Source organism: Streptomyces sp. NPDC016309 (assembly GCF_043077235.1).
Taxonomy (GTDB): Bacteria; Actinomycetota; Actinomycetes; order Streptomycetales; family Streptomycetaceae; genus Streptomyces.
In genome coordinates this window covers 243,348-257,603 of record NZ_JBIBSG010000010.1, presented here as the reverse complement: position 1 = coordinate 257,603, position 14,256 = coordinate 243,348, and the positions used below count along the sequence as shown (strand labels likewise).

Here is a 14,256-nt window from a genome sequence, read left to right as displayed (position 1 = left end):
GCCATCGTGCCGGTTCGCACCCCTGTTCCGGGGACGAACCCCGAGTAACGTGCGACACGTCCGTATCTGATGTTGTGTCAGCATCGTGGAGGAGCGCCGTGGCCGACCTGTCGAGACGAAGGCTCCTGGGAACCGCCGGAGCGATCGGCGTGGGCGCCGGCCTCGTGGGGGCGGCCCGGCCGCCCGCCGCGGCGGAGGAGAACCCCATGGGCCCGGCCCGCGCCGCCCTCGAAAGGCTCCTGCCCCGGCACGCCGACCAGTTCCGGCTGGCCCGCCTCCGGGGCGGGCCCGACCGCTTCCGCGTCACGGGCTCCACCGGCCGCGTCGAGGTCGCCGCCACCGACCCCGCCACGGCCCTCACGGGCGTCCACTGGTACCTGAAGTACCGGTGCGGGGCCCATGTCTCCTGGGCCGGCAGCCAGCTCGGCCTGCCCACCCGCCTCCCCGCGCCCGGCGAGCCGCTGGAGCGGGAGGCCACCGTCCCGCACCGGTTCGTGTTCAACGACACGCACGACGGCTACACCGCCCCGTACGCCGACTGGGCGCGCTGGGAGCGGCTGATCGACGTGCTGGCCCTGCACGGCTGCAACGAGGTCCTCGTCACCACCGGCCAGGAGGCCGTGTACCACCGGCTGCTCCAGGACTTCGGGTACACCGACGCCGAGGCCCGCGCCTGGCTGCCGGCGCCCTCCCACCAGCCCTGGTGGCTGCTCCAGAACATGAGCGGGTACGGCGGCCCCCTCGACCCCGGCCTGATCGCCCGCCGCGCCGCCCTCGGCCGGCGCGTCGCCGACCGGCTCCGCGAGCTGGGCATGCACCCGGTCCTGCCCGGGTACTTCGGCACCGTGCCCGACGGGTTCGCCGCGCGGAACCCGGGCGGGCGCACCATCCCGCAGGGCGTCTGGTCGGGCCTGCGGCGCCCCGACTGGCTCGACCCGCGCACGGAGGTGTTCCGGGCCGTCGCCGCCGCGTTCCACCGGCACCAGACGGACCTGTTCGGCGAGGCCGACCACTTCAAGATGGACCTGCTGCACGAGGGCGGCTCGCCCGGGGACGTGCCCGTCCCCGAGGCCGCCCGGGCCGTCGAGGCCGCCCTCCAGAAGGCCCGCCCCGGCGCCACCTGGGTGCTCCTCGGCTGGCAGGCGAACCCGCGCCGCGAGCTGCTGGACGCCCTGGACCCCTCCCGCCTCCTCGTCGTCGACGGGCGGTCCGACCTGGAGGGTGTCACCGACCGCGAGAAGGACTGGGGCGGCGTCCCCTACGCCTTCGGCACCATCCCCAACTTCGGCGGCCGCACCACCATCGGCGCCGAGACCCACCTGTGGACCGAACGCTTCACCGCCTGGCGCGACAAGCCCGGCTCCGCGCTCGCCGGGACGGCCTACATGCCGGAGGCGGCCGAACGGGACCCGGCCGCCCTGGAGTTGTTCACGGAGCTGGCCTGGCGCCGCGAGCCCGTCGACCGGACACGCTGGTTCGAACGGTACGCGGACCTCCGGTACGGCGGCCGGGACGCCGCCGCGCGGGAGGCCTTGTCGGTGCTGCGGGACACCGCGTACCGGATCACCAGCCGGGACGGGCGTCCCCACGACTCGCTCTTCGCCGCCCGCCCGGCCCTCACCGCGAGCTCCGGCGCCTACTACGCGACCCGCTCCCCCGCCTTCGACCCCGCCGCCTTCGACCGGGCGTTCGCGGCGCTGCTGCGCGTGCGGGAGCCGCTGCGCCGCTCGGACGCGTACCGGCACGACCTCACCGACCTGGGCCGCCAGGTGCTGGCCAACCGCTCCTGGCAGCTCATCGGCCGGCTGCGGGACGCGTACGCGCAGGGGGACCGGGACACCTTCCGGGCGCTGTCCCGGCTGTGGCTGCGGCTGATGCGGCTGAGCGACGACATGGCGGGCTCGCACCGCTCCTTCCTCCTCGGTCCCTGGCTGGCGGACGCCCGCCGCGAGGGCATGGAGCGCACCGCCCGCGTGCTGGTCACCACCTGGGCCGACCGCCCCGCCGCCGACGCGGGGCACCTCGCCAACTACGCCAACCGCGACTGGTCGGGCCTGATCGCCGACGTCCACCTCCCCCAGTGGCGGGCCTACCTGGAGGAGCTGGAGGACGCCCTGGCGCACGGGCGCGCGCCGAAGGCGTTCGACTGGTACGCGAGGGAGGAGGCGTGGACGTACGGGAAGGACATCTACCCCCTCCGCCCGCCGCACGACCCGTACCGGACCGCCACGCGCGTGCACGAGGCCCTCGCCCGGGCGCCGTTCCAGGGCGCGGTCACCGTCACCGGCTCCCCCAGGGCGTTCTCCCCGGGCGCGGAGGCCGAGGTCTCGGCCACCTTCCGGAACGTCAACGGCCTCCGCGCCACCGGCCCGGTCACCGTCACGCTCACCGGCTTCGGCGACCAGCCGCCGCTGCGGCTTCCGCCCGTCCCGGCGGCCGGCTCCGGCACCGTGTCGTGGGGCGTCGTGGCGCCGGCCGGGCCCCTGACCGTCCCCGTCGAGCCCCTCCCGTACGAGCTGCGCGTCACCTACGGCCCCGAGGGCGAGGAGCCGGTCACCACCGTCCACCAGGGCGACCTGTACCGGGCCGGGCCCCTGGACCGGACGTGGCGGACGTACACCAACAGCGGGGCGGTCTTCGGCCGGGCCGGGGACCGGTTCGCCATCAACGGTGGCGGCCAGGACCTGTGGAAGGGCACCGCCGAGTTCGGCGCCCTCTACCGGGAGGGTGTCTTCGCGGACGGCCGGGTCCTCACCGTCCGGGTGGAGTCCCAGGACGCGACCGGCCCCTGGGCGCGGGCCGGGATCGCCGTACGGAACTCCCTGGCCACGCCCGGCTCGGCGGGGTTCCTCAACCTGGCGGTGACCCCGCTCAACGGCGTGGTGCTGTCGTACGGCACGACCGGTGACGGCACCCTGGACACCTACCGGCGGCTCACCGGCACGCCCTTCGCGGCGCCCGTGCTGCTGCGCCTGTCCCGCGCGGGGGGCGCGGTCACCGGGTCCTGCTCGACGGACGACGGGGCCACCTGGCGTACGGTCGCCACGGTCCGGGTGCCGGGCGCGGCCGAGGCGCAGGACGCGGGACTGTTCATGACGGCCATGCACGGGGGCGGCGGGACGCGCGGTACGGCCGTGTTCGGCTCGGTGAGCGGCTGGGGGGACACGCCCGGGAGGTGACCATCCCCCGATTCGCTCGTTCTGCTGAAGGTGAGCACCAAGGAACTGGCCACCTCCTCCCCCGTCGGCGTCGACCAGGCCGAGGCGGCCCTCGTCGAGCACTACCCGAGGCTCGTCCGGATCGCCTATCTCGTGCTGCCGTCCGGCCTCGGGCGCAACCGGCGCGTGCTGACCGCGCACTCCGTGGTGCAGCGGGCGCTGCCGCGCCGGCGCGGTGCCGGTGACGACGGCGGGATGCCCGCGCAGCGGCAGCCCGACGACGCCGTCGACCCCGGGTACGCGTACGTGCGCGCCCGGGTGCTGCGCCAGGCCCTGGAGGCGGGGCTCCCGCTGCGGCGCAAGGCGTGGCCCAAGCGGGCGCAGTTGCCGCCGCTGCTGCCCCAGGTATGGGGCCTGAGGCTGTTCCCGCGCGCCGGGGGCGCCGACGAGCTGGCGCTGGACCAGCGGCTCTCGGCACTGTCCGGGCCGGGCCGGGCGGCCTGGGTGCTGCGCGGGCTGGAGCGGCAGGGCGATGCCGAGGTGCGCCGGGTGCTGGCGGCGGCCGGGGTGGCCGACCCGGGGGCGGCGCTGGCCGAGGCGGACTCCGTGAAGGCGGCGCACACGCTGCTGGAGTCGCCCGAGTTCGACCCGTGCTCGTTGCAGGCCCGCCCCACGGACCTGATGCGCCGGCGCCAGCACGGCAAGGCGGCGCTCGCGGCGCTCGCGGCCGCCGTGGTGTGCGGGGCGCTGCTCGGGCTGCCGGGCGAGGGCTGGGCCCCGGACGGGGCGGCCGCCCCGCCGTACGCGCGCAATCCGGTGTCGGAGGCGGCGCTGGACCCGGTCAACCTGCGGCGGGTCGCCCCGGCCGCGTGGCAGGACTCGGAGCGAACGGACTTCTCGGTGTGGCCCGCGCGGGGCGGCCTGGTCGGTGACGAGGCGCTGCTGCGGCGGGCGCTGGCGGTGTGGGCGCGGCCGGGCGCCACGGTGCGGGCGTCGGCTACGCCGGGCACCCCGCCGGGGCCGCCGATGGGGCCGCCGCAGCTCCTGTTCGCCGGGGAGGTGGACGAGGCGCGGGTGGTGCTGTTCCACGACGGTCTGCGGGTGGTGCGGTACGCGGAGCCGAAGGACGGTACGGCCGGTGCGGCGCTGGACTTCGCGCGCACGGACGGTGCCGACGCGGCGTCGGCCGCCGCCCTGGTGGTGGGGCGGACGCACGCCAATGTGCGGTACCTGACGGCTCCATGGGTACGGGAGGTGTCGGCGCGCGACCTGCTGGACCCGTCGGCGGCGGCGCGCCCGGTGCGACGGGACGCGTACGGGGTCACGAATGCGCAGCTCAGCCCCGTGGCGCCGAGCCGGTGCCGGGCGTGGGACGTGCTGGAGGTGCGGGACGGCACGGGGACCCGGACGCTGACCGACCTCGGGGAGCTGGCCCCGGCGCGGCTGACGTCGGGGTCGCCGTCGGAGCGGGCCGATCTGGTGGCGGGGGACGCACAGGCGCGGGCGGAGTGGGCGCGGACGGCCTGTCTGCTGCCCCTGCTGCGCGCCAAGGGCGTGCGGGCGGTGAACTCCTGGCGGTTCGCGGAACAGGAACTGCCCGGCTCGGCCGGCACGGCGGGGACCGCCGCCTGGCTGTGCACGCGTGCGGAGACCTGGCGGGGGACGGGGGGCACGGTGCTGGCCCAGTTCCAGGCGCCGTCCACGAAGGCGGGCGCGGTCGTCGCGAAGGCCGAGGAGTCGCCGGCGTGCGGGACGCGTGAGCCGGACGTGCTGGCCGGTGCGCTGTGGCAGTCCCCGGGCGGGCGGTGGTACATGCTGGCGGCCGGCAGCCCGGGAGTGGCCTCGGTCGCGGTGTCGGGCGGGGCGTCGGGCGGCGCGGACGAGGACCGGCTGCTCGCGGTGGAGCTCCCGGCCAAGCCGTCCCGGCAGGTGGAGCTGACGGGCCGGCTGGAGGACGGCGGCAGGATCACCTCGCTGCGCTGACCGGCCCCTGCCCCGGCGGCGTCTTCGAGGGGGAACCGCGCCGCTCCGGCCGCACGGTCATCGAGGGTCGGACCGGAGCGGGATCGAGGCGACGGGGCACGGGCCGGCCGCGATGGGCACTGACGCCCCCTCCTCGCGGCCTTCCGCGACACGCCTCAGGGCAGCAGCAGCCAGTCGGCGGCGAGGGCGGCGAGGAGGCCGGTGGCGAGGAGCCAGGTGGCCAGGCGGGTGCGGCCGTTGCGGCTGAGTTCGATGGCGACTCCGCAGAGGATCATGGCGAGTCCGTAGACGCCGACCACGAGCACGGAGGTGCGACTGGCCAGGCGGAGGACCAGGACGACGGCGGTCGCCGCCAGCAGGACGGAGGCGGCGGCGATGCGTAAGCGGCGGGCCTGGCGGGGTGTGAGGCCGGCGCGGGGGGCCGGGGTCTCGTGGTCGGGGCTGCTCATGACCGGCAGCGTAGCGAACTGTGTAGGGGCCACTGTTCGAAGGCCGCCGGGCGGTGAACGCTAGGCTGATCGTATGACGACCGGGGCGCGGCGCAGGATGGGCGTCGAGGAGCGCAGGCAGCAGTTGATCGGGGTGGCGCTGGAGCTGTTCAGCCGCCGGTCCCCCGACGAGGTGTCGATCGACGAGATCGCCGCCGCCGCGGGCATCTCCCGGCCGCTGGTCTACCACTACTTCCCGGGCAAGCAGAGCCTGTACGAGGCGGCGCTGCGGCGGGCCGCGGACGAGCTGGCCCGCCGGTTCGTGGAGCCGCGCCAGGGGCCGTTGGGCGCCCGGCTGCTGCGGGTCATGGGGCGGTTCTTCGACTTCGTGGAGGAGCACGGGCCGGGGTTCTCGGCGCTGATGCGCGGCGGCCCGGCGGTCGGCTCGACGACGACGAACGCGATGATCGACGAGGTGCGGCAGGCCGCGTACGAGCAGATCATGGCCCACCTCGGGGTGGTGGACCCGCCGGCCCGGCTGGAGCTGGTCGTGCGCTCGTGGGTGTCGCTCGCCGAGTCGACGGCGCTGCTGTGGCTGGACGGCCGCCGGATACCGCGCGGGGAGCTGGAGTTGCAGCTCGTGCACGACTTCGTGGCGCTGGCCGCGGTCAGCGCGGCGTACGACGGCGCGATGGCCTCGCTGCTCGCGCGCACGCTGGCCGACGAGCCGGTGGACGGGCCGTTCGGTGGCCTGGTCGACCGGCTGGCGGCGCTGCTGCCCCCGGTGCCCGCGGCGGCGGCCGGCCAGCCGGTTCCGTAGCGGCGTACGCGGCCGTCAGAGCGCGCGGTACGAGGGGTCGAGGTCGCGGACCTCGGCGGAGACGTGCAGCACCCGGCCCTCGGCCGGCCGGACGAACTGCGGTACGAGCGCGACGGCGGCCTCCGTCAGGCGCGCCTTGGACTCCTCGGCGCGCCCGGCCAGCAGGTCGACGGCGATGTGGACGAGGGCGTCGTCGGCCGTGCCGTCGCCGGTCACGGTGTCCTCGACCCGGCGCGTGCGGGTCTTGCACGCGGCGAGCCGGGCGTCGACCGTCTCGACGACGAGGGGGTGCAGGGCGAGCGCGAGGCCCCGGCGGTCGAAGTCCTCCTCGAGGGAGGCGGAGTAGTCGACGGTGATCTGCGGCATGGGTGTGGCTCCCGGTCGTGGTGGCGTCCGGGTCACGATAGGCCGGGGCGCCACGGTCCGGGACAACCGTCCGGACCGTGGCGCCCCGGGCTCGCGCTACCGCTGGGTGAACACCGCCACCGTGCGGGCCGGAACCGTGAAGGTGCCGGTGGCCGGGTCGTACGAGGACGTCCTGGCGGTGGCGTCGGAGCCGGCGGCCTGGACCGGGTGCAGGGCGTAGCCCTTGCCGGTCAGGGCGGGGACGGACTGCGCCTGCTTCCCGGGCGTGGCGTTGAAGACCACCACCAGGTCGCCCAGGCGCATGGTGATCACGCCGGGGGTCTCCTGCGCGCCGGAGAGCGGGAAGGACAGCGCCTCCTGGACCTGGCCGGCGGTGGAGAGGCTGAAGGCCTTCTCCGTGGTACGGATCTTCAGCAGGTCCCGGTAGGCGGCGGAGGCGCCGGTGATCTGCGGGCAGCCGACCGTCAGGGACGGGGAGGTCAGCAGCGGTTTCCCGAAGGCCCACTTGTCCTTGTTGTCGGCCGCCGGGGGCAGGCCGCGGCCGAAGCCGTTGCCGGCCCGGCAGTCCCAGTGGAGGACGTTGAACCAGTCGCCGCTGTCGTAGGAGTTGCGGTCCAGCGACTTGGAGCGGAGCAGGTCGCTGCCGGCCTGGGAGAGCGCCGGGCCCTGGGAGAGCGCGGCGGTCGCCATGGCGAGCACCTGCATCCTGGCGCGGTCGTCGGGGGACGTCGCCGCCGGGAGCTTGAAGGCGAGCGCGTCGTAGAGGGTCTCGTTGTCGTGGGCGTCCGCGTAGGCGAGGGCGTCGCCGGGGGCGGCGGCGTAGCCGGCGGGGGCGCCGTTGTAGTCGACCTCGGAGCCCTTGACCTCCTTCCCCGAGGTGTCCGTGAAGGTGTAGGAGGCGAGGTTGCCGGACAGGCCGACCTTGATCAGGTCCTGGTAGTGCAGCAGGCGGGCCTTCTGCTCGGCGGGGGTGCCGTTCGCCTTGGAGGTGTTGGGGTCGGTGAACAGGCCGGAGGCGAAGCCCTGGACGCCGGGGTCGGCGTCGAAGGGACCGCCGCCGCGGACGGCGTCGCGGGCCCGGTCGGAGAAGGTCGCGATGCCCGTGCCGGCCATGTTCTTCTGGGTGGCCTGGACGAAGCGGGCGTCGTCGGCGATCTCGCCGAAGTTCCAGCCCTCCCCGTACAGGATGATCTTCTTGCCGTCGACGCCGTCCTTCGCGGGCGTGAGCGCGTCGAGGGCCTCGCGGACGGCCAGGATGTTGGCCTTCGGGTGGTGCCCCATGAGGTCGAAGCGGAAGCCGTCGACCTTGTACTCCTTGGCCCAGGTGACGACCGAGTCGACGACGAGCTTGCCCATCATCGTGTTCTCGGGCGCGGTGTTGGCGCAGCAGGTGGAGGTGGCGACGGTGCCGTCGGCGAGGAGCCGCTGGTAGTAGCCGGGCACGATCTTGTCGAGGACGGACTTGTCGGCCTGGCCGCTCGCCACGGTGTGGTTGTAGACCACGTCCATGACCGTACGCAGTCCGGCCTTGTTCAGGCCCTGCACCATCTGCCGGAACTCGACCGTGCGGCGGGTGCCGTCCGGGTCGGAGGCGTAGGAGCCCTCGGGAACGGTGTAGTGCAGCGGGTCGTAGCCCCAGTTGAAGGCGTCCTTGGCGGCGGCCCTGGACACGCACGCCTGCTGTTCGTCGGAGTCGGGGGCGTACGCCGCCGGGTCGCAGGCGGGGACGGCCTGGTCGGACGTCTTCTCGGGGATGGTGCCGATGTCGAAGACGGGCAGCAGGTGGACGTAGGAGGTGCCGCTGCCGGCCAGCTCCTTCAGGTGCTTCATGCCGTCCGACGTGGTGTCGGTGAAGGCGAGGTAGCCGCCGGGGTGCTTCGACGTGCGGTCCGCGATCGAGAAGTCACGGACGTGCAGCTCCTGGATCCGCGCGTCGCGCAGCGGGGTGGCCGCGGGCTTCCTCAGCGTCGTCCAGCCGGCCGGGGCGAGCTTCGGGTCGGTGAGGTCGGTGACCAGGCTGCGGGCCGAGTCGGCGGTCAGGGCGGTGGAGTAGGGGTCGGTGACCTTGTTGGTGACGACCTTGCCGACGCTGGGCGCCCAGACCTTCACCTCGTAGCGGTACGGCTTGTTCCGCCAGCTCTTGGAGCCCGTGACGGACCAGACGCCGGTGGCCGCGTGGCGCTTCATCGCCACGCGCCTGCCGTCGAGTTCGAGGGCGACGTGCTGGGCGGTGGGCGCCCAGACGGAGAGCGTGGGCGTGCCCTTGCGGAAGACCGGGCCGAGCGCCGTGGCCCGTGCCTTCGTGCCGTACAGGTCGTCGAGCACGCCCGGGATCTGGACGCCGGTGGCGGCGAGCAGGGCGCCGTTGGGGGCGCGGTGGGTGGCGATGAGCTGCCCGCGCAGGGCGTCCCGCACGCGGTCGCGGTCGCGCGGGTCGATGCGGAAGGCGGGGTAGTCCTTGAGGTGCGGGTGGGCCGCCTTCTGGGCGTCGGTGAGCGAGGAGGCGTTCAGGCGCAGCCAGCGGCCCTCGTCGGACAGGGCGCCGTCGGGTGCGGTGATGCCGCCGTCCCGGTCGTACACCAACTGCCGGCTGGTGCCGGGCGCGGCCTTGACCTTCCAGACGACGGTGTCGGCGTCGATCCACTGGGCCTCGGCCCGGGTGAGGTCGAGCACGGGCGCGGCGCCCGTGGTGGGCAGCAGGTAGCCGGTGTCGCCGGTGAGGAGGAAGACCTCCTTGCCGTGGGTGCCGAAGTCGAGGGACCGGTCGGCGGGGATGTCCTTCTCGTCGCCCTTGTGGACGATGTAGGACAGCGAGGTGGCGCCGGCGGCGAGCGGGACCTCGAAGGTGAGGCCGAAGGCGTCCTTCCGCACCGGCTGGAGCGGCGTGGACCAGTCGGTGGGGGTGGCGGCGCCGGTCCAGGTGTGCAGGCCCCAGCCGTCGTAGTTCCCGTCGGGGCGGTGGTAGTGGATGACGGCCTTGCCCGGGTCCTGCGGCGGGTAGGCGCCGTCGGGCGCCTTGTTCTGCTGACCGTCCGCGCCCTGCGCGATCCACACCTCGCCGGTGGCGGCGAGGTCCAGGGTGCGCTGCGGGCCGTCGGCGGTGCCGTTCTTCTCGACGGTGTACGGGACGGACGTGGCGCCGTCCTCGACCTTGACCCAGGCGAAGGCGCCGTACGCGTCACGGCCGGTGAAGGCGGCGGTGGTGGCACCCGTCCTGAGCTGCCAGCCGTCGTAGTCGCCGTCGGTGCGCCGGTAGTGGACGACGGCGTGGTCGCGGTCGACGGCGCTGGGCTTGCCGGGCTCGGGCGTCTGCCCGGCGGTGGTGGAGGCGAGGGCGCTCGCGGTGCGGCCGGTGCTGTCGACGACGACGGCCTTGTAGCGCAGGGCCGTTCCCTCGGGGGCGGTGACGGTGTGGGTGACCTTGTAGGGGGCGTGGTCGGCGGAACCGAGCGTCCGCCACCTGCCGTTGCCGGTCTGGGCGGCGAAGACGACCCGGTTCAGCCCGCCGCCGTCGACGTCCGCGGTGATCTCGACGGTGCCGGTGGCGCCGGCGGCCGGGGCCTTGAGGCCGATGGTGGGCGCGGTGGCCGGGGCCGGCACGGGCTTGCCGGCCCGGAGGACGACGGAGGAGAGGGCGGGGACGGTCACCTTCAGCTTGCCGCCGCCGCTGCTGGTGACGGCGCCCGTGCCGCCGTACAGGTGGCGGAAGGCCGTGTCCGGGGAGTCGGTGGTGAGCTCCACGGTCTTGGGGGCGGGGGCGTTGTTGACGGCGACGACGTACTCGGTGCGCGTCTTCGTGCCCGTACCGGAGAAGCGGGAGAAGGCGTACACGCCCTGGCCGGTGTCGGCGTGCCGCTCGGTCTGGACGCCGTCGCGGAGGGCCGGGTGGGCCTTGGTGAGCCGGGAGAGGGCGGCGATGGAGCGGTAGAGCGGGTGGCGGGTGTCGTACGCGGCGGCGGCGTGCGTGCGGTCGGTGCCGAGCTGGTCGTCGTCGAGGTAGTCGGCGGTCTTCGACGCGAACAGGGTCTGGCGGGCGTCCTTGTCGCCGCCGGCGCCGGTGAAGCCCTGTTCGTCGCCGTAGTAGACGACGGGGTTGCCGCGGCTGAGGAACATCAGCTCGTTGGCGAGCCGGTAGCGCTTGAGGAGTTCCCCGTCGTCCGCCCCGGCGTTGTCCTGCTTCAGGAAGGTGCCGAAGCGGCCCATGTCGTGGTTGCCGAGGAAGGACACCGACTCGTAGGCGTTGGCCTTGTCGGTGGTGTAGCGGTGGTCCTGGGCGAACAGCTCGGACAGCTTGGTCGCGGGGCCGCCCTGCGAGGCGTACCGGCGGGCGGCGTCCTGGAAGGGGAAGTCGAGGGTGGCGTCGAGCCGGCCCCGGGTGACGTAGGGGGCGGTGACGGCCGGGTCGGCGGAGTAGACCTCGCCGAACATGAAGAAGTCGTCCCGGCCGCGCTTGGCGGCGTAGGCGTCGAGCGCGGTGGCCCACTGGGTCCAGAACTCGGTGTTGACGTGCTTGACGGTGTCGATGCGGAAGCCGTCGATGTCGAAGTCGCGCACCCAGCGCTGGTAGATCTTCTCCATGCCCTCGACGACCTCGGGGCGCTCGGTCCACAGGTCGTCCAGGCCCGCGAAGTCACCCTGGGTGGAGGATTCGCCGGCGAAGGTCGAGTCGCCCCGGTTGTGGTACATCGTGGGGTCGTTGAGCCAGGAGGGGACCTTGAGGTTCTTCTTGGCGTCGGGGACGACCGGCGTACGCGGGAAGGAGTCGCGGTCGGTCTTCGGGAACGGCTTGGTGCCGTCGGCGTGGTCGGCGTCGTCGAAGGGGACGCCGTCCTTGGTGAGGTAGGGGAAGGCGCCCTTGGAGAGGTAGCCGTAGGACTTCTCCTGGTAGTCGACGACGTCGGCGGTGTGGTTGGTGATGACGTCGAAGAAGACCTTCATGCCCTTGGCGTGGGCCTTGTCGATGAGCCTCTCCAGGTCGGCGTTGGTGCCGAAGTGGGGATCGACCTGGGTGAAGTCGGTGATCCAGTAGCCGTGGTAGCCGGCCGAGGCGTCCTTGCCCTGGCCCTGGACGGGCTGGTTCTTGAAGAGGGGCGCCATCCAGATGGCGGTGGTGCCCAGGCCCTTGATGTAGTCGAGCCGCTCGGTGAGCCCCTTGAGGTCCCCGCCCTGGTAGAAGCCCTTGTCGGTGGGGTCGTAGCCGGTGTCCAGGCGGGTGCCGGTCAGTCCGCCGCGGTCGTTCCCCGGGTCGCCGTTGGCGAACCGGTCGGGCAGGACGAAGTAGAACTGTTCGCGCGTCAGGTCGTGGCGGGCGGGCTCGGCCGCGAGCGCCTTGTCGGACGGCGGGGCGGGGGGCTGGGGCGCGGCGGTCGCCGGCAGGGCCGGGACGAGTGCCGCGACCGTAGCCGCCGCGAGGGCGGCCGCGGTTCTGCGCGGGACGCGCGGCAGGGATCGGGGGCGTATCAAGGCCGGATCTCCTCGAAGAGGGTACGGAGACGTCAGGTGCGGGCCGCCCCGCGCCCAGGAGGGGCGCGGGGCGGCGGAGGGACGCGCGGGTCAGGCGCGCCAGGTGTCGTTCAGGGTGACCTTCCCGGAGGCCGGGACGGTGGCCGTGCGGTTGGCGCCGGACTCCCAGGTGACGTTCCCGGCGGCGTCCTTGCGGACGTACTTGTACGCGAAGGCCGTTCCGGCGGGGAGGGACACGTCGAGCTTCCAGACGGGGTACGCGGCCGGGTCGAGCTTGGGCGCGGCGGCCGGGTTCCAGTTGCCGAGGGCGGAGTGGTCGCCGGTGACGTAGATGTTCTCGCCGGGGACGGTGGTGGCGTCGACGGCGAAGGACGCGCCGGAGGTGGCGGGCGGCGGGGTGGTGGATCCCGCGCCGCAGGTGCGTGCCCCGGCGTGCAGCGCGACGGCGGTGCCGGCGCCGAGCGTGGCCGTGAACTGGCCGGAGCCGTTGACGGTCACCGTCCGGTTGTTCTGCACGTCGCAGTAGTCGCCGCCGGGCAGTGACGTCTGGAAGGTGCGGGTGAGGGCGGACGTCTCGTGGTTGATGGCGACGTACGCCTTGCTGCCGCGCCCGAAGGCGATCTGGTCGCCGCCGTTGTCCCACCAGTTCGTGACACCCTGACCGCGGGCCACGTTCCGGAAGGCGACCATGGAGGCGATCTCGCGCCAGGCGTGCTGGCACTTCCAGCCGTCGCTGTAGCAGGCGCCCACGCTGCCGTTGCTGGGCGGGCCGGCGTCCTTGTCGGTCCACTCGTAGCCGGAGTGGACGTCCGGGGAGCCGTAGGGCCAGGCCAGCATGAAGACGTTGGCGAGCGTGTAGGCCGAGCCGTTCTTGTAGTTCAGCGTGTCGCCGCCGCGCTCGGTGTCGTGGTTGTCGACGAAGACGGCAGACTTCCCGGACTCCATGTAGCCCCAGGCCTCGCCGTAGTTCTTGAGGTGGGCGAGGTTCTCCCCCAGGAAGACGCGCTTGAGGTCGCGGGCGTAGCGGAACTCCTGGACGTCGCCGTTGCCGAGGTACTCGCCGGGCGAGACGGCCTCTCCGGCGCCGTATATCGCCTCCTGCTTCCAGTACACGCCCGGGTTGGTGAGCTTGGCCTTGATGGCGGCCAGGTCGTTCGCCGGCATGTGCTTGGCGGCGTCGATGCGGAAGCCGTCGACGCCCAGCGTCAGCAGGTCGTTCATATAGCCGGCGATCTTGGTGCGGACGTACTCCTCGCCGGTGTCCAGGTCGGCGAGGCCGACGAGTTCGCAGTTCTGGACGTTGGCGCGGTCCTGGTAGCTGGTGATCTGCGCGGTGCAGTCGTTCATGTCGGGCGCGGAGTACAGGCCCGGGTAGCCGTACTTGGTGTACGACGAGCCGCCGGTGCCCGTGCCGCTGCCCGCCGCCATGTGGTTGATGACGGTGTCGACGACGACCTTGACGCCCGCGCCGTGGCAGGTGTTCACCATGGACTGGAAGGCCGCGCGGTCGCCCAGGCGGCCGGCGATCCGGTAGCTGACGGGCTGGTACGAGGTCCACCACTGGCCGCCCTGGATGTGCTCCTGCGGCGGGGAGACCTGGACGTAGCCGTAGCCGGACGGGCCGAGGGTGTCGGTGCAGGCCTTGGCGACCGAGGCGAAGGACCACTCGAACATGACGGCGGTGACGTCCTTGTCGCCGGGCGGGACGGCCGCGGCGGGGGTGGGGGGTGCCGTGACGGCCACAGCGGCTCCCGCCACGAGGGCGAGCGCGGCGGCCACGGTCTTTCGGACCATGTTTCCTCCTGGGGAATGGGAGGTGCGGATTGCGGTGCAGCCTCGTACGGCAACGCGCCATGCCCGCAAGGCCCTGGTGAATCTTCTTGCTGCAAGACAGCAGCAACAGTTTTCGGTCGTGACCGTACGAGCCCCCAGGGACGCGGTCAACCCCTGGGACACACGCGGTTCACATCGGGGAAATCCGCCGGATCCACCGCTGCAAAGTCTTTCGCAAGCACTTGCAGTGGTGTTACGTTCAACC

At 73.6% G+C, this 14,256-nt stretch carries 7 protein-coding genes; 3 read left to right on the top strand and 4 right to left on the bottom strand.

Annotated features, from left to right (window positions below):
* Positions 1-98: 98 nt before the first annotated feature.
* Both ACF068_RS25745 and ACF068_RS25740 read left to right on the top strand, forming a co-directional pair.
* Positions 99-3,179, top strand: coding sequence for an alpha-N-acetylglucosaminidase (locus tag ACF068_RS25745; RefSeq protein ID WP_392276662.1), 3,081 nt, complete (start codon positions 99-101; stop codon positions 3,177-3,179).
* Between the two features lie 30 nt (positions 3,180-3,209).
* Positions 3,210-5,141, top strand: a complete 1,932-nt coding sequence (locus tag ACF068_RS25740) for a hypothetical protein (protein ID WP_392276661.1) — start codon at positions 3,210-3,212, stop codon at positions 5,139-5,141.
* A 155-nt stretch (positions 5,142-5,296) separates the two neighbouring features.
* Here ACF068_RS25740 and ACF068_RS25735 read toward each other — a convergent pair whose 3' ends face one another.
* Positions 5,297-5,590 (bottom strand): hypothetical protein, encoded by a 294-nt coding sequence (locus ACF068_RS25735; protein ID WP_392276660.1) that lies wholly within the window; start codon positions 5,588-5,590, stop codon positions 5,297-5,299.
* Positions 5,591-5,663: 73 nt separating this feature from the next.
* Here ACF068_RS25735 and ACF068_RS25730 point away from each other — a divergent pair, with 73 nt between their 5' ends.
* Positions 5,664-6,389: a TetR/AcrR family transcriptional regulator gene (locus ACF068_RS25730; protein WP_392276659.1), complete on the top strand. Its 726-nt coding sequence runs from the start codon at positions 5,664-5,666 to the stop codon at positions 6,387-6,389.
* Between the two features lie 15 nt (positions 6,390-6,404).
* Here the strand turns inward: ACF068_RS25730 and ACF068_RS25725 are convergent, their stop codons facing one another.
* The 3 genes from ACF068_RS25725 to ACF068_RS25715 form a co-directional block, all read right to left on the bottom strand.
* A complete protein-coding gene (locus tag ACF068_RS25725) occupies positions 6,405-6,755 on the bottom strand; it encodes a 5-carboxymethyl-2-hydroxymuconate Delta-isomerase (RefSeq protein ID WP_392276658.1) in 351 nt (116 codons plus the stop codon).
* A gap of 96 nt (positions 6,756-6,851) precedes the next feature.
* On the bottom strand, positions 6,852-12,200 hold the full coding sequence (pulA, locus tag ACF068_RS25720) for a pullulanase-type alpha-1,6-glucosidase (RefSeq protein ID WP_392276689.1): 5,349 nt from the start codon (positions 12,198-12,200) through the stop codon (positions 6,852-6,854).
* Positions 12,201-12,308: 108 nt separating this feature from the next.
* Positions 12,309-14,012 (bottom strand): carbohydrate-binding module family 20 domain-containing protein, encoded by a 1,704-nt coding sequence (locus ACF068_RS25715; RefSeq protein ID WP_392276657.1) that lies wholly within the window; start codon positions 14,010-14,012, stop codon positions 12,309-12,311.
* Positions 14,013-14,256: the final 244 nt, after the last annotated feature.